This window comes from Pseudomonas sp. F(2018), from assembly GCF_005508865.1.
In the GTDB taxonomy this organism is placed as follows: Bacteria; Pseudomonadota; Gammaproteobacteria; order Pseudomonadales; family Pseudomonadaceae; genus Aquipseudomonas.
This window is the reverse complement of record NZ_SCOM01000002.1, coordinates 814,635-833,792: the sequence shown is the minus strand read 5'-3', so window position 1 is coordinate 833,792 and position 19,158 is coordinate 814,635. Positions and strand designations below refer to the sequence as shown.

The window sequence follows — 19,158 nt, the reverse complement described above, 5'->3', positions numbered from 1 at the left end:
AGAAAAACCCCATGTTAGAATGCCGCCCGCATGAGCCGGCCCAGGCCATTTGTACGCCTGCTAGACTTCACCAGCCGGCTTTGCGCCCTGCCGCCGCCCCGACGACGCGACCGATAAAGGATTTATGCGACTTCAGTCTCTCGCCATCCTCCTCAGCTGCAGCCTGCTACCCGGCCTGAGTCTCGCCGCCGAAAAGACCGTCTATGGCCTGAACGAATACGTCAGCCTGGCCGATCTCGACCTGCAGGTCGCCGCCAAGCTGGATACCGGCGCCAAGACCGCCTCCCTCAGCGCCCGCGATATCGAACGTTTCAAACGTGACGGCGAGACCTGGGTGCGCTTCTATCTGGCTATCGATGAAGCACACGAACACGCGATCGAACGACCGCTGGCACGCATCAGCAAGATCAAACGCCGCGCCGGCGACTTCGACCCCGAGGAAGGCAAGACCTACACCGCCCGCCCGGTGATCGAATTGCAGGTGTGCATGGGCAAGGCCCGCCGCACCATCGAAGTGAACCTGACCGACCGCAGCGCCTTCCAATACCCGCTGCTGATTGGCTCCGAAGCGCTCAAGCGCCTGGATGCCATGGTCGACCCCAGTCTTAAATATGCTGCCGGCAAGCCCGGCTGTACCCCTGACGCAAACTCTGCCGAGTAACCCACATGCGCTCTCTTACCCTGCATCTGAAAGTCCTTATCACCCTCCTGGTGACAGTGGGCGTTCTGGTCACGGCCTACCAGATCTTCATCCTCGGCATCCCGGTGACCGAGGACGAGACCGACGACCTATGGAACATCGACGCCAAGGTCGAGTTCCAGGCCAGCCCGCGCGAGCCGGTCAAGGTGCAGATGTTCGTGCCGCCGCTGAACCAGGACTATGTGAGCCTCAACGAGAGCTTCATCTCCAACAACTACGGCGTCAGCGTCAATCGCGCCGACGGCAACCGCAAGCTGACCTGGTCCGCTCGCCGCGCCGATGGCAAGCAGACCCTCTACTACCGCCTGGTGCTGACCAAGCGCTACAGCGGTGAGCCGGCCAAGGCCAAGGGCCCGATCTTCCGCGACAGCATCGCCGTGGAAGGCGCCGAGAAGATTGCCGCCGAAGCCCTGCTCGCCCCGATCCGCCAGCACTCGGCGGACGTCGAGACCTTCATCAGCGAGACCATCAAGCGCGCCAACAACGTGGGTGACGACAACGTCAAGCTGCTGCTCGGCGGCGACGCCTCCACCGTCAACAAGGCCAAGGTCATCGACCTGCTGCTGTCCATCGCCCATGTGCCGATGGAGCGTGTGCACACCATCCGCCTGGCCGCCGACCTGCAGCAGAGCCCGGAACTGTGGCTGCGCAGCTTCAACGGCAAGGACTGGCTGTATTTCAATCCGGACACCGGTGAGCAAGGTCTGCCGAGCGACCGCGTGGTCTGGTGGACCGGTGACGAGCCGCTGATCAACATCGAAGGCGGCAAGAAGGCTCAGGTCAGCTTCACCCTGAATAACAGCGAGATGAACGCCATCCGCCTGGCCAAGCTGACCGACGAGAACACCGACGTCGACTTCCTCGAATACTCGCTGTACGGCCTGCCGCTGCAGACCCAGCAGACCTACCAGATCATGATCATGATCCCGATCGGCGTGCTGGTGATCCTGATCCTGCGCAACCTCGGCGGCCTGCAGACCCTGGGCACCTTCACCCCGGTACTGATCGCCCTGGCGTTCCGCGAGACCCAGCTGGGCTTCGGCATCGTGCTGTTCACCATCATCACTGCGCTCGGCCTGTCGCTGCGCTCGTACCTCGAGCACCTCAAGTTGCAGATGCTGCCGCGCCTGTCGGTGGTGCTGACCTTCGTGGTGGTACTGATCGCCGTGATCAGCCTGCTCAGCCACAAGCTGGGCCTGGAGCGCGGCCTGTCGGTCGCCCTGTTCCCGATGGTGATCCTGACCATGACCATCGAACGCCTGTCGATCACCTGGGAAGAGCGTGGCGGCACTCACGCCTTCAAGGTCGCCGTCGGCACCCTGGTCGCCGCCTCGCTGGCCCACGTGCTGATGAGCATCCCGCAGCTGACCTACTTCATCTTCACCTTCCCGGCCGTGCTGCTGATTCTGGTGGGCTTCATGCTGGCGATGGGTCGCTACCGCGGCTACCGCCTGACCGAACTGTTCCGCTTCAAAGCCTTCCTGAAGGATTGAACCCATGATCGGCCTGTGGAAGACGTGGAAGGCCCTTGAAGCCAAAGGCATCATGGGCATCAACCGACGCAACGCGGACTACGTGCTGAAGTACAACAAACGGCACCTGTACCCGATCGTCGACGACAAGATCATCACCAAGGAGCGCGCGATCCAGGCCGGCATCCATGTGCCGGAAATGTACGGGATCATCTCCACCGAGAAGGAAATCGAGAAATTCGACGAGATCATCGGTGGCCGCAACGACTTCGTGATCAAGCCGGCGCAAGGCGCCGGCGGTGACGGCATCCTGGTGATCGCCGACAAGTTCGAGGGTCGCTACAAGACCGTCTCCGGCAAGATCGTCAGCCAGGAAGACATCGAGCACCAACTGTCGAGCATCCTCACCGGCCTGTACTCCCTCGGCGGCCACCGCGACCGCGCGCTGATCGAGTACCGGGTCACCCCGGACCCGATCTTCAAGAGCATCAGCTACGAAGGCGTGCCGGACATCCGCATCATCGTGCTGATGGGCTACCCGGTGATGGCCATGCTGCGCCTGCCGACCCGCCAGTCCAACGGCAAGGCCAACCTGCACCAGGGCGCCATCGGCGTCGGTGTCGACCTGGCCACCGGTGTGACCCTCAAGGGCACCTGGCTGAACAACAAGATCAGCAAGCACCCGGACACCACCAACGCCGTGGACGGCGTGCAGCTGCCCAACTGGGACGGCTTCATGAAGCTGGCCGCTGGTTGCTACGAGCTGTGCGGTCTGGGCTACATCGGCGTGGACATGGTGCTGGACGTGGACAAGGGCCCGTTGATCCTCGAGCTCAACGCCCGCCCCGGCCTGAACATCCAGATCGCCAACGACTGCGGCCTGACCCATCGCGCCCATGCGGTGGAAGCCCGCCTGGCCGAGCTGGCGAAGAACGACGTGAAGGAAAGCGTGGAGGATCGCGTGCGCTTCTCCCAGCAGCTGTTCGGCCACGTCAAACCGAAGGAAATCTAAGTCCCGGCTCGGTGACAAGGCCCGGCGATGCCGGGCTTTTTCATTGCCCGGCACAATCCTACAATCGCTAGCCCAGCCCATCGAATCCGCCGCATGAGCACCTGCCGCGTCCATCCGCTGCCCTACCGGGCCGATCCCGCCGCCTACTTCGCCCTGGTGCGCCACGCGCCGGGTGCCGTGCTGCTGGATGCGGGACGACCACAGGCGCAGCGCGGGCGCTTCGACCTGCTCAGCGCCTGGCCACTGGAACAGTTCGCCCCGCAGCCAGACGATTCGGGACAGGCCTTCTTCCAGCGCCTGCGCGACGGTCTGGCCCGGCTCGGCCGGGCCGAGGCACCGGAAGGCAGCGAACTGCCCTTCACCGGCGGACTGATCGGCTACCTGGCCTACGACTTCGGCCGCCGCCTCGAACAGCTGCCAGAACAGGCCATCGACGACCTGCAACTGCCCGATGCCCGCTTCGACCTCTATGGCTGGGCGCTGATCAGCGATCATCTGCTGCAGGCCAGCCAGCTGGTGTTTCACCCGCGACTTGAGCAAGTCGAGCGCGAGCGGCTGGTGCAGCTGTTCGAAACGGGTACGGCGCAGGAAGCGCAGGCTTTCTCCTTGCGCAAACCCTTTCAGGCCGACCTCAGCCAGGATAACTACCGCGATGCTATCGAGCGCATCCAGGCCTATATCCAGGCCGGCGACTGCTATCAGGTCAACTTCGCCCAGCGCTTCCAGGCGCCTTGCCAGGGTGATGCCTGGAACGCCTACCGGGCATTGCGAGCGGCCTGCCCTACCCCCTTCGCCGGTTTCCAGGCGCTCGACGATGGCGGCGCCATTCTCAGCCTATCGCCGGAGCGTTTTCTTCAGGTCAGCCAGGGCCGCGTGGAAACCCGGCCGATCAAGGGCACCCGCCCGCGCGGCGCCACGCCGAGCGAGGACGCGGCCAACGCCGACGAGCTGCTGGCCAGCGCCAAGGACCGCGCCGAGAATCTGATGATCGTCGACCTGCTGCGCAACGACCTCGGCCGCAGCTGCAGCACGGGCTCGGTACGGGTGCCGGAGCTGTTCGCCCTGGAGAGCTACCCCAACGTCCACCACCTGGTCAGCGCCGTGACCGGCGAGCTGGCAGATGGCTGCGATGCGCTGGATCTGGTTGCCGGCAGCTTCCCCGGCGGCTCCATCACCGGCGCCCCAAAGATCCGCGCCATGCAGATCATTGACGAGCTGGAGCCGACCCGTCGCGCGCTCTACTGTGGCTCCCTGCTCTATCTGGACGTACGTGGCGAGCTGGACAGCTCGATCGCCATCCGCAGCCTGCTGATCAAGGACGGCACGGTCAGTTGCTGGGGCGGTGGCGGCATAGTGGCGGACTCCGACTGGCAGGCCGAGTACCAGGAGTCCATCACCAAGGTGAAGGTGCTGCTGCAAACGCTCGAGGCGCTCTGATGCCAACAGGCGCCCACAAAAAAGGCCCGCATCTGCGGGCCTTTTTCATTGCGACGAACCTTACAGGCTCAGCTCGCGGTTGGACGCCTTGAGGAACTCGCGCTTGAGGTCTTCATAGGTGTGCACGGCAGGGAACTGCGGGAACTCGCGGATCACGTTGTCCGGCGCGTGGAACAGGATGCCGGCGTGGGCCTCGCTGAGCATGGTGGTGTCGTTGTACGAGTCGCCGGCGGCGATCACGCGGTAGTACAGGCTCTTGAAGGCGATCACCGACTGGCGCTTGGGGTCCTTCTGGCGCAGCTGGTAGCCCACCACGCGATCGGTCTCGTCGGTGATCAGCTTGTGGCACAGCAGCGCCGGGAAGCCCAGCTGACGCATCAGCGGCTGGGAGAACTCGTAGAAGGTGTCGGACAGGATCACCACCTGGAAGCGCTCGCGCAGCCAGTCGACGAACTCCACGGCACCTTCCAGCGGCTTGAGGGTGGCGATCACTTCCTGGATATCGCGCAGCTTGAGGCCATGCTCGTCGAGGATGCGCAGACGCTGCTTCATCAGCACGTCGTAGTCAGGGATGTCACGGGTGGTCGCCTTGAGCGCGTCGATGCCGGTTTTTTCGGCGAAGGCGATCCAGATTTCCGGAACCAGTACACCTTCGAGGTCGAGGCAGGCGATTTCCACGGGCGTCTCCTAAATGCGTTGGGCTGTTCGAGGGCCGGCACTCTAGCAGCATGGCCGGGCGCTGGTAAACCGGCGGTGCCGGTGGTTGCGACTGTCTCGGACTGGTAACATCGTCGCCCTTGAATTCACTGCCCACAGGACCGCTCAGATGACGTTCGATCTGGCCACTATCAACGCCGAACTCGGGAAAGACGCCGAAAAACTCGTGGAATGGGCCCTGAGCCTGGGCAAGACGGCGATCTGCACCACCAACTTCCGCCCCTTCGAGGCGGTCATCCTGCACATGGTCACCCGCGTCAAGCCGGACACCCAGGTGATCTGGATGGACAGCGGTTACAACACCGAGGCGACCTACAAGTTCGCCGACGAAGTGAGCAAGCAGCTCAACCTCAACCTGAAGACCTACCTGCCGCTGCGCTCACGGGCCCATCGCGAGGCCATCGATGGCCCGGTGCCGGCGCTGGACGATCCGCGTCACGCCGCCTTCACCGAAGAAGTGAAGCTGGAGCCCTTCGCCCGCGCCCTGCGCGAAGCCGCGCCAGAAGTCTGGTTCACCGCCCTGCGCGCCAGCGACACCGCCGTACGCGCCCAGATGGACCCGGTGAGCGTCAACCCAGACGGCCTGATCAAGGTCGCCCCGCTGCTGCACTGGAGCTCCAAGGAACTGTACGAGTACCTGGTGAAGCACAACCTGCCGAACAACTTCGACTACTTCGACCCGACCAAGGGCGAAGACAACCGCGAGTGCGGCCTGCACATCAGCCATTGATGCCGCAGAACGAAAAAGGGCGCCGGAAGGCGCCCTTTTTCATACCGGCAAGAATCAGTGCACCGGCAGCTCAACACCGTCGAACAGCTCGTCCAACTCGGCCTTGGTGTGGCACTGCACGGCCTTGGCCAATACGTCGCGGGTCAGGTGCGGGGCGAACTTCTCGATGAAGTCGCACATGAAGCCGCGCAAGAAGGTGCCACGACGGAAACCGATCTTAGTGATGCTGGACTCGAACAGCTCGCTGGCGTCGAGGATCACCAGGTCATTGTCGAGCTTGGTATCGACCGCCATACGCGCCACGATGCCGACGCCCAGGCCCAGGCGCACGTAGGTCTTGATCACGTCGGCGTCGGCCGCGGTGAACACCACCTTGGGCGTCAGGCCCTTGTGGCTGAAGGCCTCGTCCAGCTTGGAGCGGCCGGTGAAACCGAACACGTAGGTGACGATCGGGTGTTCGGCCAGCGCTTCCAGAGTCAGCTTCGGCAGCTTGGTCAGCGGGTGGCCCTGGGGCACGATCACGCAACGGTTCCAGCGGTAGCAGGGCATCATCACCAGGTCGTTGAACAGCTCCAGGCCTTCGGTGGCGATGGCGAAGTCCACGGTGCCGTCGGCCGCCATCTCGGCGATCTGGGTCGGCGAGCCCTGGTGCATGTGCAGAGCCACTTCCGGGTACTGCTTGATAAAGCCGCTGATCACCGGTGGCAGCGCATAGCGCGCCTGGGTGTGGGTGGTGGCGATGGACAGGGTGCCCTTCTTCTCGTTGGAGAATTCCTGGGCGATCTGCTTAATGCTCTCCACCTTGCGTAGGATTTCCCCGGCGGTGGTGATGATGCGCTCGCCGGCTGGCGTGACGCGCGTCAGGTGCTTGCCGCTACGGGCGAAGACCTCGACGCCCAGCTCGTCTTCCAGCAGGCGGATCTGCTTGCTGATGCCGGGCTGTGAGGTATAGAGGCTCTGCGCAGTGGCAGAGACGTTGAGATCATGGTGCGCCACTTCCCAGATGTAGCGCAGTTGCTGCAGCTTCATAGATATCCCTCAAAGCAGATAGACGCTGCCTGAATTTGCCAACGCAGCGATATAACCATATTAACGGTTTAAAGATAAAACTAGACGATTTTCTGAGTTATGCATGCCGTTCGTCTAACGGTTGGCGATAAGCACCGCTAACGGTGCTGCAGCATGGGCACCAGGTAGACGGGAGTCTCCGACAGCTGCAGCAGACGCGCCGCCGTTCTGCCCAGAGGGATGTCATGCGCAGCGCCGTGGCTGTGACTGCCTACGACCAGCAGATCGACCCCGAGTTTCCGCGCCTCGTCGAGAATCACCTGGGCCGGGTCGCCCTGCACCACCCTTACGCTGCGGACTATCTGCATGTCCTGCTGGGCCTCGCCCATCTCGTCGCGAAAGCCCTCCAGCACACGTTGTTCGATACTCGCCATCACCGTGGTCAGGCCCTTGCTGCGCAGCTCCTGCAGGGTCTGCTCATCCAGATAGGTGTTCAGCACCGACTCGGCGAACAACCCCAGCGGCTCGACGGCATGCACCACGTGCAGCTCGGACTGGAACGCCTTGGCCAACGACAGGGCGTGCTGCAGCACATAGGGCGCATAGAGCCCGAGATCGGTGGCATAGAGAATGGAACGCAACATGCGGCCTCCCTGACTTCCTGCTAGGGCCTCTCTGAGCTTAGCAGTGCTGGCGCCAGCGTCAGGGTTGCAGTTCGTTGCTCACGCCGTGCGGAACGTGGCCGGTGGCGACCACCTGGCTGGCACGCTCGCAATGGCCGGTCTGGTCGTCGAAGAACACGTCGGCGGCGAAGGCTTCGAGGAAGGCCGACTTGTCCAGACCACCGAGGAACAGCGACTCGTCCAGACGGATATCCCAATTGCGCAGAGTGCGGATCACCCGCTCGTGGGCCGGCGCCGAGCGGGCGGTGACCAACGCCGTGCGAATCGGGCAGTGCTCTTCGGGAAACTCGCGCTGCAGGCGGTTCAGCGCCGCCAGGAAGGGCTTGAACGGCCCGCCGCCGAGCAGCTCGCGGGCCGAGTCCTTCTCATGCTGCTGGAAAGCCTCCAGCCCCGCCTGCTGATAGACCCGCTCGGATTCATCGGAGAACAGCACGGCATCACCATCGAAGGCGATGCGCAGCTCGGTGCTCGCCGCGCGGCGCGGACCACCGGAGAGGATGGTGGCGGCGGCGAAACCAGCCCCCAACGCGCCGCGCACATCTTCGGCATGAGTAGAGAGGAACAGGTGGCTGCCAAAGGCCGCCAGATAGGGATAAGGACTGCGGCCACCGACGAACGCGGCGCGGGAGATACCCAGGCCATGGTGGGTGATGGAATTGAAAATGCGCAGCCCCGTATCGGCGCTGTTACGCGACACCAGGATCACCTCGACCCGCGCCTGGCCCAGGTTGCCGTTCAGGCTGAGCAGCTTCTCCACCAGGGGAAAGGCATCGCCGGGGGCGAGAATTTCATCCTCATGGTCGATCTGGTATTGGCGATAGGCTTCGACCCCTTCGCTCTCATAGATGCGGTGGCTCTCGCGCAGGTCGAACAGTGCACGCGAGGAGATCGCCAATACCAGTTTGTCACCCAGTCCCTTGCCCATAGTGGTCTCAGCTCGCGTCGAGGAAGCGCAATGCCTGGTGCAGCATGCGCATTTTCGGCAGCTCGCAGCCGGCTGCCGCGGCAGCCGCCAGAGGTGCGGCGTAGATAGCCTGCAGCTCCAACGGGCGCTTGTGTTTGAAGTCATGGTACATGCTGGGCAGGTAGTCCGGCATGCGCTCGGTCACCGCCAGCAGCTTCTGCGCATAGCCTTCCGGCAGGACATGCCCGCAAGCCGCGGCGCCCTGCACCACCTCCTGCATCAGATCCAGGATCAGCCCGCGGCTGTCGGCGCTGGCCATGAGCCGAGTGGTGCCGGCATTGAGCAGCACGGAGAGGCCGTTGTAGGGCACGTTCCACACCAGTTTCTGCCAGCGCGCCTGCTGCAGATCAGCCATGGCAGTGGACTCCAGGCCGGCCGAACGAAACAACTCGGCGCCCTCCTCGACCAATGCCTGCCGAGCTTCGAGCGAATCCACCGGTCCGGAGTGATAGCCCAGGTTTACCGCACCCAGGGATTGATGTTCGATCACTCCTGCCGCGGCGCGATGGGTGCAGATAAAGCACAGCCCGCCTAGCAGGTGCAGCGAGTCCGGTAGCAGAGGTCGCAGCTGCTCCTCGACGGCCAAACCATTCTGCAGCAGGACTACCTTGGCGCCTGGTGCGGCAAGCTGCGCGATGACAGGTGCCAACTCCGCATTACTGGTGGTCTTGGCTCCCACCAGCAACCAGTCGCAGGCTGGCATCTCGGCTGCGCTACTCCAGGCCTGTACCGGCTGCAGATGCAGCTGGCCATGCACGGCGCTGTTCAGCCGCAGCCCCTGTTCCACAACCGCTGCATATTCGCTGCGCAGCAGAAAATGCACATCATGACCAGCGCGGGCCAGCATCAGGCCGTAGAAACCACCAATGGCACCGGTACCAACGATGCCGATGCGTGGGCGTTGCGGATCCGACATCAGGGTAGCTCCTCGGGTTGACGACCCAGCGCCTGCTCCAGCACTGCAGAAAGCCCGGTCGGATTCAGCTGGGATTGCAAACTGCCAAGAAATTGGCCGTCACGAATGAGAAACAGGCTTGGCAGGTGAAAAACGCCATAACGCTGGACCAAACCGCCGTTGTGGCCCGCGTCCACCCAGCAAAGGCGCTCGATCGGAAGCCGCATACCTGGCAGTGCGTGACGGGCCCAGCGGCAACTGGCACAACCTATGCTGGTAAATATCAGCAGGGAGCTCCCCGGCAGATCCAGCAACTGACGGTCTGCATCAAAATCGGTCAGCTCCAGGCTGGGCACTATACTGTTCACGTGTGATGTCAAATGGATGGCATCCGGAGTGGTCACAATGCGTCGTTTTCTGCGTCACCCAAGCGACATGCCAGTGGAACTGGTCCAGCGCAAACATGCCTTCTTGCCGCGACAGAGGCTGAACAATATCAGCCTGGGTGGCGTGGCGTGCAATTCCAGCAAGGGCTTCCGCAAAGGCACGGCCGTGGAGCTACGTATCCCGGTGCTGGGCGAACAGGCCCGCTATCCTGGGGTGGTGGCCTGGTGTCGCAAGCAGGCGGAGAACTACCTGGTCGGCATCGCCTTCATCGATGAGGACACGTTGTTCCGCGCCCGTATGGTCGAGCAGGTCTGCCAGATCGAACATTATCGTCATCAGCGCGAGCAGGAACTGGGGGCGCCGCTGGAAGTAGAAACCGTCGCCCGCGAATGGATAGCCCTGCACGCCGCCGAGTTCCCCAGCACGCAAATCCACTGATACCGAGCGGTTCCGCCCATTGTCTAGGCGGCCTGGAACGCGTTAAGGTGCCTGTCCCCCGCTGCGCCCCATGATTCCGCCTGAAGAGGCGCTCGGCTCCCGTGACCTGACGAGTACCACGATGGCTGATTTACCAATTGACGATCTTAACGTTTCGTCCAATGAAACCCTGATCACCCCGGCGCAGCTCAAGCGCGAAATCCCCCTTACAGAAGCCGCCCAGCGCACTGTTGCCAATGGCCGCCAGGTCGTTCGAGACATTCTCGATGGCAAGGATCATCGCCTGTTCGTGGTGGTCGGCCCCTGCTCCATCCACGATATCAAGGCCGCCCACGAGTACGCCGAGCGCCTCAAGGTGCTGGCCGCCGAGGTGTCCGACAGCCTTTTCCTGGTCATGCGCGTGTACTTCGAGAAGCCGCGCACCACGGTCGGCTGGAAAGGCCTGATCAACGATCCCTATCTGGATGACTCGTTCAAGATCCAGGATGGCCTGCACATCGGTCGTCAGCTGCTGCGCGATCTGGCCGAAATGGGCCTGCCGACCGCCACCGAGGCGCTCGACCCGATCTCTCCGCAATACCTGCAGGACCTGATCAGCTGGTCGGCCATCGGCGCCCGCACCACCGAATCCCAGACCCACCGCGAGATGGCCTCCGGCCTATCCTCGGCGGTGGGCTTCAAGAATGGCACCGACGGCGGCCTGACCGTGGCGATCAACGCCCTGCAGTCCGTTTCCAGCCCACACCGCTTCCTCGGCATCAACCAGGAGGGTGGCGTCTCCATCGTCACCACCAAGGGCAACGCCTATGGCCATGTGGTGCTGCGCGGTGGCAACGGCAAGCCCAACTATGACTCGGTCAGCGTCGCCATCTGCGAGCAGGAGCTGGCCAAGGCCAAGATCAGCGCGAACATCATGGTCGACTGCAGCCACGCGAACTCCAACAAGGACCCGGCCTTGCAGCCACTGGTCATGGAGAACGTGGCCAACCAGATTCTCGAAGGCAACAACTCGATCGTTGGCCTGATGGTCGAGAGCCACCTGGGCTGGGGTAGCCAGTCGATACCGAAAGATCTGGGCGATCTGAAGTACGGCGTCTCCATCACCGACGCCTGCATCGACTGGGACACCACCGAGAAGACCCTGCGCAGCATGCACGCCAAACTCAAGGACGTGCTGCCCAAGCGCCAGCGCGGCTGATCGTCTGCAGAAACGAAAACGCCGGGCATTGCCCGGCGTTTTTGTTTGTAGCTCGATTCAGTGCTTGAGCTGCTGGCGCTGACGGCGCTCGAGGTAACGCTCTACATAGGAGCATGACGGAATCACCGTGTAGCCCATGGACTCGGCATACTCCAGCGCCTGCTCGGTCAGCGCCGCCGCAATGCCACGCCCACGCAGGGCGTTCGGCACGAAGGTACGGTAGATGTCGAGCGTCTGTTTGCCCAGATCCATATAGGCCAGATAGGCGCGGTGGCCGTCGATGACGGCCTCGAACTGATGACCCGCCTGGTCATGGTGGATGGACAACCCTTGGCTCATTTCATCTCCTCAATGGGGCTCTAGAACAGAACCCTTACCTTATCGATCTTTTCCAGACGAAGAAACATCTCGGCCGACCCGGTACCCATCTGCACGCTGAGGAACACCTTGCCATTCTCGATCTTGTGCAGCACGCCCTGATAATAGGTGCCGTCATAAGTAATGAACTGTAGCCGCTTGCCAGCATGACTGGGTAGGCTTTCCACATTGACGAACTCGTACTGCGAAACCTGCACCTGCTCGCTCTCTTCGGCACGCACAAGTTCGTTCGCCGCCGGAATCGGCGCCGCTTGGGGATCGACCCAGGAAAAGGCCAGAGGTTCCACCGCCTGCTGGTTGATCAGTACGGCCGGACGCAGCATGGCCAGTACATCCTTGGCCTCGAAGAACTGCAGGCCGTCCCAGGTCATGCCTTCGGTCGGCGCCAGCTCGACGCGTAGCGCCTGAGGATCCTTGTAATAGGCCTTCAGCGACTCCAGTAGCGCTGGATCCAGGGCGATGCGTTGGGCTCGCAACGAACTGTCCAGATTGTCCAGCGAAGCCTGCAGATAGGCCTCATCCGACAGGCCCAGCTTGCCGGCGCAGTAGCTGCTGACCTTGCGCTGGTACTGGTTGTCATTGATCTCCACGGTGACGGTGGATACCCGCGGCGGGTTGACCCGCAGATCGCCCGGCTTCTCCGACATGTTGGCCAGGGAGAAGCTGACACGGTAATCACCCATGCCTCGCATATCCGCAGCGAGGTTGAAGCTCAGGGTCTGCGCCCCTGGCTGGAACAGGTAGGAGAACTGGGCGTCGGTCTCGAAAGTGTGATATCCCATTTCCAGCAGCTCATCGACCCCGATGCGGCTGCTACTGCCACAGGGCGCGCTGGTCAGCGCGGTTTCCAGATCAGGTTGCTCCGGGGCCTGATGGATCAGCTCCATGAAAGGGCCATGCACATCGAGCGTGAGCCCCTTGATATTCACTGCTATCTGCTCGGGAAATTTGCCCTCGGCCAGACGCTCCTTGAACGACAACAGGCCCATCAAATCCTTGAACTTGAGTTCCGCGTGGGCGATATGAAACTCGTCGTTGAACATCGGCACCTGGACCTCGATACCTTCAACGCCGATGCGGCCATCGAAGGAAGAGGTGATGCCTTGATAACTCAAGTTCATGAAGGGAGACATCTGGGCGATCGCATCATTCATGATCGAGCGCACCGACAACCACAGCGAGACCTTGATCAGTATCGCCACGGCCACTATGGCCAACAGTCCCCACTTGATGAGTTTCGACATCTTTAACGTCCTTGGAATTGTCCGGAATGCATCCTGCCGGATACGGCGAGCACAATATTATCAACTGCACGCACGCGCCCGGACGCCATGTGGCAGAAATGCACCGACGTACCAACTGCAAGTGTCGCGAATTGGACTTGCTGGCAGCCGCCCGAGCACTCGAACTGCATGTTTTTTAAACAGAAAAGATTAAAACTTGAACAGATGCGGCTTTTTTTTGCTTCACTTGCTTCAGGTCGGTTTACTTACTAAAAGTAATGGGTAGTATGTAGCCCGGCTAATTTCCCGAGCTCGGGAAATTGCTTTTCATGGAAAGTCCACCTTAAGGGGAACACGATGAACAACGTTCTGAAATTCTCTGCTCTGGCTCTGGCCGCCGTTCTGGCCACCGGTTGCAGCAGCGTATCCAAAGAAACCGAAGCCCGTCTGACCGCTACCGAAGACGCCGCTGCCCGCGCTCAAGCTCGTGCCGACGAAGCCTACCGTAAGGCTGACGAGGCTCTGGCCGCTGCTCAGAAGGCTCAGCAGACCGCTGACGAAGCCAACGAGCGCGCTCTGCGCATGCTGGAAAAAGCCAGCCGCAAGTAATTCTTGCCAAGGCTTTGAAGAAGCCGATCCGGTTCACCGGGTCGGCTTTTTTAATGCCTGCGATTTCTCACAGCAACAAAAAACCCGCCGGCATCGCTGCGGGCGGGCTCTTTAAAGTAGAGACCTAGAGCTCCAGCGGAGCGGCCTCATGATTGGCCACGGCTTCCTGCGGTATGGCGATCTCGATGGGCATGCCATCTTCCGACGCCACCACCTCGCGCACCATCTCCCAGTCCAGGCGCATGCTGCCGCCCAGCGCGTCGTTCTTCAGCAGCGCATTGATCACGGCAGTGTGCTTGTCCACTACCGACGGCTCTTCGCCGTCGGTCAGCGGCGCATGGGCCTCCAGATAGACCTTGCCGCCACTGACACCGAACTTGTATGGCTCGTTGACGATGCGTACGGAAGTGCCCACCGGAGCCATCTTGGCCAGCTCCAGCACGTTGTTGTTCAGCATGCGGAAGCAACCGTGGCTGACGCGCATGCCGATGCCGAACTTCTTGTTGGAACCATGGATCAGGTAGCCCGGCGTGCCGAGAGTGAACTTGAACGGCCCCAGCGGGTTGTCCGGTCCTGGCGGCACGTATGCCGGCAGCGGATCGCCATCGGCGGCGTGCTCGGCGCGGATCGACGCCGGCGGCGTCCAGCCCGGGTTCGGCGTCTTGGCGGTGATGGTGGTGTGCGCGATTGGCGAGCCCCAGCCCTCACGGCCAATACCCAGCGGGAAGGTGTGTACCACGTTCTGCCCTTTCGGGAAGTAGTACATGCGGTACTCGGCCAGGTTGATCACGATGCCTTCGCGCGGGCCCGGCGGCAGAATGTAGCGGGTCGGCAGAATGATCTCGGCGCCCTCGCCCGGCAGCCAGGGATCGACACCCGGGTTGGCCGCGACCATCTCCAGATAGCCCAGATCGCTGGAGGTGGCGATGTCGGCGAAGGTGTCCTCGTACTTGGCCTTGACCACCTGGATCTGGCCGACGATATCTTCGCCCGGGGGCGGCAGGGGCAGCTCGAGGGCGGCGGCAGGGCCGGCCATGATCAGGCTGGCGAGGGCGACGGCAGGAACGCGCGACAGCGACAACATCCGTTAATCCTTGGCAAGAATGGCTGATGGAAAGACTCGGGATTGTACACCGGCAGCAAGCGGGCCGGGAGGGTTCAGGCGTCGGGCCACAGTAGCCGTTCGCCGCGGCGCTGGGCTTCCAGCGCCTGACGGCAGGCCGGGCACAGGCGCTTGTCGCGCAAGCCAGCCTTGTCCACATCACGCATCACCGGTAACGCCGGCAACAGGCCGCCACACAGGGTGCGATCGGCAAAGCCACCCAACTCCAGCTGTTTGGCCACCAGATGCACCTTTGCCTCGCGGCAGGCGAACAGGTCGAGCTGCTCGTCGGGCACGATCAGTTGGTAGGCGTACAGGGACCAGGCGGGACGCGGCATTCAGGGCTCCGAGGCGGGGGCGCCACGATAGCCGAAAGCCAGCAGCCGGGGAAGGCTCAGAGCAGCGGCTCCAGCGTCGGCCAGACGTTCTCCAGCAACTGCGGCTGGGCCGCTACTGCCGGGTGGATGCCATCGGCCTGCATCATGCCCGGCACACCGCCGACGCCTTCGAGCAGAAACGGCACCAGCGGCACCTGTTTATCCGCCGCCACATCGCTGAACACCTGAGCGAAGGCCTGGGTATAGCGCTGGCCATAGTTCGGCGGCAGACGCATGCCCAACAGCAGCACTTTTGCCCCCGCAGCGGTGGACGCATCCACCATGTGAGCAAGATTCTGTTGCAATTGCGCCGGTGGCTGTCCACGGAGGCCATCATTGCCGCCCAGCTCGATGATCACCAGCTGCGGCCGATGCTGTGAAAGCAACGCCGGCAGGCGCGCCAGGCCACCTGAGCTGGTATCGCCACTGATCGATGCATTGACCACCTGGTGCGCGAAACCACCCTCCTGCAGGCGGTTTTGCAGCAGGGACACCCAGCCCTGTCGTGTATCCAGGCCCAAAGCGGCGCTGATACTATCGCCGACGACCAGTACGGTGCCGGCCAGTGCGCCCTGAGCCCACAACATCAGCGTCAGCGCACCGCTCATCCACAATGCACGCATCGGACTCTCCATGAGCGCAAGCATTCTTACTGCGCGGCACCTTAGCAAAGTGGTTCCCAGCACGGAAGGCGAACTGGCCATCCTCCACGACCTCTCCCTCGATCTGGCCCACGGCGACAGCCTGGCCATCGTCGGCAGCTCCGGCTCCGGCAAATCCACCCTCCTCGGCCTGCTCGCCGGCCTCGACCTGCCCAGCGCGGGCGAAGTCGAACTGGCCGGCAATGCCCTGCAGTCGCTGGACGAGGATCGCCGGGCACGGGTGCGCGCCGAGCATGTCGGTTTCGTCTTCCAGTCCTTCCAGCTGCTGGACAATCTCAACGCCCTGGAAAACGTCATGCTGCCGCTGGAGCTGGAGGGCCGCGGCGATGCCCGCCAGCGCGCCGCCTCGCTGCTGGAGCGGGTTGGCTTGGGCCAGCGCTTCGGTCACTACCCGCGCCAGCTCTCCGGTGGCGAACAGCAGCGCGTGGCCATCGCCCGCGCCTTTGCCGCCGAGCCGGCAATCCTGTTCGCCGACGAGCCCACCGGCAATCTCGACAGCCATACCGGCGAGCGCATCAGCGACCTCCTCTTCGAGCTGAACCAGGAGCGCGGCACTACCCTGGTCCTGGTCACCCATGACGAGCGTCTGGCCCACCGCTGCCGTCGCCTGATCCGCCTGGAAGCCGGCCGCCTGGTCGACAGCGTGGAGCCCTGATGTTCGCCCGCCTGTTCGTCCTCGCCTGGCGCCAGCTGCTGCGCGATGCCCGCGCCGGCGAGCTGCGCGTGCTGTTCTTCGCCCTGCTGGTGGCCGTGGCGGCCAGTACCGCCATCGGCTACTTCGGCGCCCGCCTGAATGGCGCCATGCTGCTGCGCGCGACCGAGTTTCTCGGCGCAGACCTGGTCCTGAACGGCAGCGCCCCCGCCGCGCCCGGGCAGATTGAAGCCGGCCGCAAGCTGGGCCTGCAACACGCTCAGGTGGTCGAATTCGCCAGCGTGATCGCTGGCGAGCAGGGCATTCAGCTGGCCAGCATCAAGGCCGCCGGCAGCGGCTATCCGCTACGCGGCGAGCTGAAAAGCGCCGCCGAGCCCTATGCCGCCGACCAGCCAGGTGGCGGCCCACAGCCGGGCGAAGCCTGGGCCGAGGCGCGGCTGTTTGCGGCGCTGGACCTCAAGGTCGGACAGAGCATCGAAGTCGGCAGCCGGCAACTGCGCCTGACCCGCGTGTTGACCCACGAGCCCGATCGCGCTGGCGACTTCTATAGCCTCACTCCGCGGGTACTGATCAACCTGGACGACCTGGCCTCCACCGGGGTGGTCCAGCCAGGCAGCCGGGTACGCTACCGCGACCTCTGGCGTGGCGATACCGAGATCCTGGCTAACTATCGTGCAGAGACCGAGAAAGGACTGGCCGCCCACCAGCGCCTGGAAGACGCCCGCGACGGCAACCGGCAGATCGGTGGCGCCCTGGGCCGCGCCGAGCGCTACCTGAACCTGGCCAGCCTGGCCGCCGTGCTGCTGGCTGGCGTCGCCGTGGCGCTCTCGGCCGCACGTTTCGCCGCTCGCCGCTTCGACGCCAGCGCCCTGCTGCGCTGCCTGGGCCTGTCACGGCGCGAGGCCCTGAGCCTGTTCGGCCTGCAACTGGCGATGCTCGGCCTGCTCGCCAGCCTGAGCGGTGCCTTGCTCGGCTGGGTCGGTCAGCTGGTGCTGTTCAAGTTGCTGCAGGGCTTGCTTCCTCCGGGCGTGCCGCCTGGGGGACTGCTGCCGGCGCTGGCCGGGATGGCCACCGGACTGGTGGCGCTGGCCGGTTTCGCCCTGCCGCCCCTGGCGGCCCTCGGCCGCGTGCCGCCGCTGCGCGTATTGCGCCGCGACCTGCTGCCGGTGCCGCCCAGCTCCTGGCTGGTCTACGGCGCCGCGCTGTTCGCCCTGGGCCTGATCATGTGGCGCCTGAGCCTGGATCTGAAACTGACCCTGGGTCTGCTCGGTGGCGGTCTGCTCGCCACGCTGCTGCTCGGTGGCGCCCTGCTGTTCGGCCTGAACGCCCTGCGCCGCCTGCTGGCCCGTGCCTCCCTGCCCTGGCGCCTGGGCCTGGGCCAGCTGCTGCGCCACCCGCTGGCGGCGGCCGGACAATCGCTGGCCTTCGGCCTGATTCTGCTGGCCATGAGCCTGATCGCCCTGCTGCGCGGCGAACTGCTCGACACCTGGCAGGATCAGCTACCGGCCGAAGCGCCCAATCACTTCGCCCTCAATGTGCTGCCGGACGAGCGCGAAGCCTTCGCCGCCCGCCTCGCTCAGCTGTCGCCGCACCCGGCGCCGTTGTACCCGATAGTCGCCGGCCGCCTGACCCTGATCAACGGCGAGCCGGTGCAGGGCATCGTCAGCAAGGACAGCCAGGGCGAGCGCGCCATCCAGCGCGACCTCAGCCTGACCTGGGCGGCCGAGCTGCCCGCAGGCAATGTGCTGCTGGACGGCCAGTGGTGGCAGCCCCAGCCGCAAGGCGAGCAGCCTGGCGTGTCGGTGGAGTCGGAGCTGGCGGAAAGCCTTGGTCTCAAGCTGGGTGATGCGCTTACCTTCAGTGTCGGCGGCATGGAGAAACAGGCCCGCGTCACCAGCCTGCGCCAGGTGAAGTGGGACAGCTTCCAGCCGAACTTCTACATGATCTTCGAGCCCGACACCCTGCAGGACCTGCCCGCCACCTACCTGACCAGCTTCTACCTGCCGCCAAAGAGCGAGAAGCGCCTGGTCGAGCTGTCGCGCGAGTTTCCCGCCGTCACCCTGCTGCAGGTCGAAGCGCTGCTGGAGCAGCTGCGCAGCATCATGGCCCAGGTCAGCCTGGCGATTGAGTACGTGCTGCTGTTCGTCCTGGCGGCCGGCCTGACGGTGCTGTTCGCCGGCCTGCAGGCCACCCTCGATGAGCGTCTGCGCCAAGGCGCCCTGCTGCGCGCCCTCGGCGCCGAGCGACGCCTGCTGTTGCGCGCCCGCCGCGCCGAGTTCGGCCTGCTCGGCGCCGGCAGCGGGCTGCTGGCCGCCGTTGGCTGCGAACTGGCCAGCTTCCTGCTGTACCGCTATGCGCTGGAGCTGGAATGGCAGCCGCACCCCTGGTTGCTGCTGCTGCCAGTGATCGGCGCCTTGCTGGTGGGTGGTGCCGGCGTGTGGGGCACGCGCAGGGCTTTGAATGCCTCGCCGCTGACCGTGCTGCGCGAAGTCTGAGCTTGCTAGAATCGCCCGA

21 protein-coding genes are annotated in these 19,158 nt (G+C 63.8%); 10 read left to right on the top strand and 11 right to left on the bottom strand.

Annotated elements, in window-relative coordinates:
• Positions 1–124 precede the first annotated feature (124 nt).
• The 4 genes from FFS62_RS11995 to pabB all read left to right on the top strand — a co-directional run bounded on the left by FFS62_RS11995 (position 125) and on the right by pabB (position 4,621).
• On the top strand, positions 125–661 hold the full coding sequence (locus tag FFS62_RS11995; protein ID WP_137973042.1) for an ATP-dependent zinc protease: 537 nt from the start codon (positions 125–127) through the stop codon (positions 659–661).
• Positions 662–666: 5 nt separating this feature from the next.
• Positions 667–2,193: an inactive transglutaminase family protein gene (locus FFS62_RS11990; RefSeq protein WP_137973041.1), complete on the top strand. Its 1,527-nt coding sequence runs from the start codon at positions 667–669 to the stop codon at positions 2,191–2,193.
• 7 nt (positions 2,194–2,200) lie between these two features.
• Positions 2,201–3,184 carry an alpha-L-glutamate ligase-like protein gene (locus FFS62_RS11985; protein ID WP_171016341.1) on the top strand — a complete coding sequence of 328 codons (984 nt, stop codon included), beginning with the start codon at positions 2,201–2,203 and terminating at the stop codon, positions 3,182–3,184.
• A gap of 93 nt (positions 3,185–3,277) precedes the next feature.
• Positions 3,278–4,621: an aminodeoxychorismate synthase component I gene (gene pabB / locus FFS62_RS11980; protein ID WP_137973039.1), complete on the top strand. Its 1,344-nt coding sequence runs from the start codon at positions 3,278–3,280 to the stop codon at positions 4,619–4,621.
• 60 nt (positions 4,622–4,681) lie between these two features.
• Here the strand turns inward: pabB and thrH are convergent, their stop codons facing one another.
• Positions 4,682–5,299, bottom strand: a complete 618-nt coding sequence (gene thrH / locus FFS62_RS11975; protein WP_137973038.1) for a bifunctional phosphoserine phosphatase/homoserine phosphotransferase ThrH — start codon at positions 5,297–5,299, stop codon at positions 4,682–4,684.
• Between the two features lie 148 nt (positions 5,300–5,447).
• Here thrH and FFS62_RS11970 point away from each other — a divergent pair, with 148 nt between their 5' ends.
• Positions 5,448–6,068, top strand: a complete 621-nt coding sequence (locus FFS62_RS11970; RefSeq protein ID WP_137973037.1) for a phosphoadenosine phosphosulfate reductase family protein — start codon at positions 5,448–5,450, stop codon at positions 6,066–6,068.
• 54 nt (positions 6,069–6,122) lie between these two features.
• On the opposite strand, the gene cysB is transcribed toward FFS62_RS11970, so the two are convergent.
• The 5 genes from cysB to FFS62_RS11945 form a co-directional block, all read right to left on the bottom strand.
• Positions 6,123–7,097, bottom strand: coding sequence for an HTH-type transcriptional regulator CysB (cysB, locus tag FFS62_RS11965; RefSeq protein ID WP_137973036.1), 975 nt, complete (start codon positions 7,095–7,097; stop codon positions 6,123–6,125).
• A 137-nt stretch (positions 7,098–7,234) separates the two neighbouring features.
• A complete protein-coding gene (locus tag FFS62_RS11960) occupies positions 7,235–7,720 on the bottom strand; it encodes a universal stress protein (RefSeq protein ID WP_137973035.1) in 486 nt (161 codons plus the stop codon).
• Positions 7,721–7,778: 58 nt separating this feature from the next.
• Positions 7,779–8,684: a 5'-nucleotidase gene (locus FFS62_RS11955; RefSeq protein WP_137973034.1), complete on the bottom strand. Its 906-nt coding sequence runs from the start codon at positions 8,682–8,684 to the stop codon at positions 7,779–7,781.
• A 7-nt stretch (positions 8,685–8,691) separates the two neighbouring features.
• Positions 8,692–9,639, bottom strand: a complete 948-nt coding sequence (locus FFS62_RS11950) for a putative 2-dehydropantoate 2-reductase (protein ID WP_137973033.1) — start codon at positions 9,637–9,639, stop codon at positions 8,692–8,694.
• A complete protein-coding gene (locus FFS62_RS11945; protein WP_256662202.1) occupies positions 9,639–9,974 on the bottom strand; it encodes a thioredoxin in 336 nt (111 codons plus the stop codon). Before FFS62_RS11945 ends, FFS62_RS11950 begins: the two co-directional genes overlap by 1 nt.
• 49 nt (positions 9,975–10,023) lie before the next feature.
• Here FFS62_RS11945 and FFS62_RS11940 point away from each other — a divergent pair, with 49 nt between their 5' ends.
• Both FFS62_RS11940 and FFS62_RS11935 read left to right on the top strand, forming a co-directional pair.
• Positions 10,024–10,443 carry a PilZ domain-containing protein gene (locus FFS62_RS11940; protein ID WP_137973031.1) on the top strand — a complete coding sequence of 140 codons (420 nt, stop codon included), beginning with the start codon at positions 10,024–10,026 and terminating at the stop codon, positions 10,441–10,443.
• 121 nt (positions 10,444–10,564) lie between these two features.
• Positions 10,565–11,641 (top strand): 3-deoxy-7-phosphoheptulonate synthase, encoded by a 1,077-nt coding sequence (locus FFS62_RS11935; protein WP_137973030.1) that lies wholly within the window; start codon positions 10,565–10,567, stop codon positions 11,639–11,641.
• A 57-nt stretch (positions 11,642–11,698) separates the two neighbouring features.
• On the opposite strand, the gene FFS62_RS11930 is transcribed toward FFS62_RS11935, so the two are convergent.
• Positions 11,699–11,980, bottom strand: coding sequence for a GNAT family N-acetyltransferase (locus FFS62_RS11930; RefSeq protein ID WP_137973029.1), 282 nt, complete (start codon positions 11,978–11,980; stop codon positions 11,699–11,701).
• 20 nt (positions 11,981–12,000) lie between these two features.
• On the bottom strand, positions 12,001–13,263 hold the full coding sequence (locus FFS62_RS11925) for a hypothetical protein (RefSeq protein ID WP_137973028.1): 1,263 nt from the start codon (positions 13,261–13,263) through the stop codon (positions 12,001–12,003).
• 336 nt (positions 13,264–13,599) lie between these two features.
• Here FFS62_RS11925 and oprI point away from each other — a divergent pair, with 336 nt between their 5' ends.
• Positions 13,600–13,851, top strand: a complete 252-nt coding sequence (gene oprI, locus FFS62_RS11920) for an outer membrane lipoprotei OprI (protein ID WP_003448337.1) — start codon at positions 13,600–13,602, stop codon at positions 13,849–13,851.
• A gap of 124 nt (positions 13,852–13,975) precedes the next feature.
• On the opposite strand, the gene FFS62_RS11915 is transcribed toward oprI, so the two are convergent.
• From FFS62_RS11915 to FFS62_RS11905, 3 genes are all read right to left on the bottom strand, one after another.
• Positions 13,976–14,935 (bottom strand): L,D-transpeptidase family protein, encoded by a 960-nt coding sequence (locus tag FFS62_RS11915; RefSeq protein ID WP_137973027.1) that lies wholly within the window; start codon positions 14,933–14,935, stop codon positions 13,976–13,978.
• 74 nt (positions 14,936–15,009) lie between these two features.
• Entirely contained in the window at positions 15,010–15,291 is a 282-nt protein-coding gene (locus tag FFS62_RS11910; RefSeq protein WP_137973026.1) for a hypothetical protein, read from the bottom strand.
• A gap of 56 nt (positions 15,292–15,347) precedes the next feature.
• Positions 15,348–15,953 (bottom strand): arylesterase, encoded by a 606-nt coding sequence (locus tag FFS62_RS11905; RefSeq protein ID WP_171016317.1) that lies wholly within the window; start codon positions 15,951–15,953, stop codon positions 15,348–15,350.
• 10 nt (positions 15,954–15,963) lie between these two features.
• On the opposite strand from FFS62_RS11905, the gene FFS62_RS11900 reads away from it, so the two are divergent.
• Together FFS62_RS11900 and FFS62_RS11895 are read left to right on the top strand one after the other, a co-directional pair.
• The gene (locus FFS62_RS11900) at positions 15,964–16,647 is read left to right on the top strand and encodes an ABC transporter ATP-binding protein (protein WP_137973025.1); all 684 of its coding nucleotides are present in this window, start codon (positions 15,964–15,966) and stop codon (positions 16,645–16,647) included.
• Positions 16,647–19,139 (top strand): ABC transporter permease, encoded by a 2,493-nt coding sequence (locus tag FFS62_RS11895; protein ID WP_137973024.1) that lies wholly within the window; start codon positions 16,647–16,649, stop codon positions 19,137–19,139. Before FFS62_RS11900 ends, FFS62_RS11895 begins: the two co-directional genes overlap by 1 nt.
• Positions 19,140–19,158 lie beyond the last annotated feature (19 nt).

Excerpts from the sequence above, each read along its gene's own strand:
- FFS62_RS11930 (WP_137973029.1), bottom strand. The coding sequence starts at position 11,980 with ATGAGCCAAGGGTTGTCCATCCACCATGACCAGGCGGGTCATCAGTTC.
- FFS62_RS11995 (WP_137973042.1), top strand. The coding sequence starts at position 125 with ATGCGACTTCAGTCTCTCGCCATCCTCCTCAGCTGCAGCCTGCTACCC.
- FFS62_RS11905 (WP_171016317.1), bottom strand. The coding sequence starts at position 15,953 with ATGCGTGCATTGTGGATGAGCGGTGCGCTGACGCTGATGTTGTGGGCT.
- FFS62_RS11895 (WP_137973024.1), top strand. The coding sequence starts at position 16,647 with ATGTTCGCCCGCCTGTTCGTCCTCGCCTGGCGCCAGCTGCTGCGCGAT.
- FFS62_RS11990 (WP_137973041.1), top strand. The coding sequence starts at position 667 with ATGCGCTCTCTTACCCTGCATCTGAAAGTCCTTATCACCCTCCTGGTG.
- FFS62_RS11910 (WP_137973026.1), bottom strand. The coding sequence starts at position 15,291 with ATGCCGCGTCCCGCCTGGTCCCTGTACGCCTACCAACTGATCGTGCCC.
- pabB (WP_137973039.1), top strand. The coding sequence starts at position 3,278 with ATGAGCACCTGCCGCGTCCATCCGCTGCCCTACCGGGCCGATCCCGCC.
- FFS62_RS11935 (WP_137973030.1), top strand. The coding sequence starts at position 10,565 with ATGGCTGATTTACCAATTGACGATCTTAACGTTTCGTCCAATGAAACC.
- FFS62_RS11925 (WP_137973028.1), bottom strand. The coding sequence starts at position 13,263 with ATGTCGAAACTCATCAAGTGGGGACTGTTGGCCATAGTGGCCGTGGCG.
- FFS62_RS11940 (WP_137973031.1), top strand. The coding sequence starts at position 10,024 with ATGCGTCGTTTTCTGCGTCACCCAAGCGACATGCCAGTGGAACTGGTC.
- FFS62_RS11960 (WP_137973035.1), bottom strand. The coding sequence starts at position 7,720 with ATGTTGCGTTCCATTCTCTATGCCACCGATCTCGGGCTCTATGCGCCC.
- FFS62_RS11915 (WP_137973027.1), bottom strand. The coding sequence starts at position 14,935 with ATGTTGTCGCTGTCGCGCGTTCCTGCCGTCGCCCTCGCCAGCCTGATC.
- cysB (WP_137973036.1), bottom strand. The coding sequence starts at position 7,097 with ATGAAGCTGCAGCAACTGCGCTACATCTGGGAAGTGGCGCACCATGAT.
- oprI (WP_003448337.1), top strand. The coding sequence starts at position 13,600 with ATGAACAACGTTCTGAAATTCTCTGCTCTGGCTCTGGCCGCCGTTCTG.
- FFS62_RS11955 (WP_137973034.1), bottom strand. The coding sequence starts at position 8,684 with ATGGGCAAGGGACTGGGTGACAAACTGGTATTGGCGATCTCCTCGCGT.
- FFS62_RS11970 (WP_137973037.1), top strand. The coding sequence starts at position 5,448 with ATGACGTTCGATCTGGCCACTATCAACGCCGAACTCGGGAAAGACGCC.
- FFS62_RS11900 (WP_137973025.1), top strand. The coding sequence starts at position 15,964 with ATGAGCGCAAGCATTCTTACTGCGCGGCACCTTAGCAAAGTGGTTCCC.
- FFS62_RS11950 (WP_137973033.1), bottom strand. The coding sequence starts at position 9,639 with ATGTCGGATCCGCAACGCCCACGCATCGGCATCGTTGGTACCGGTGCC.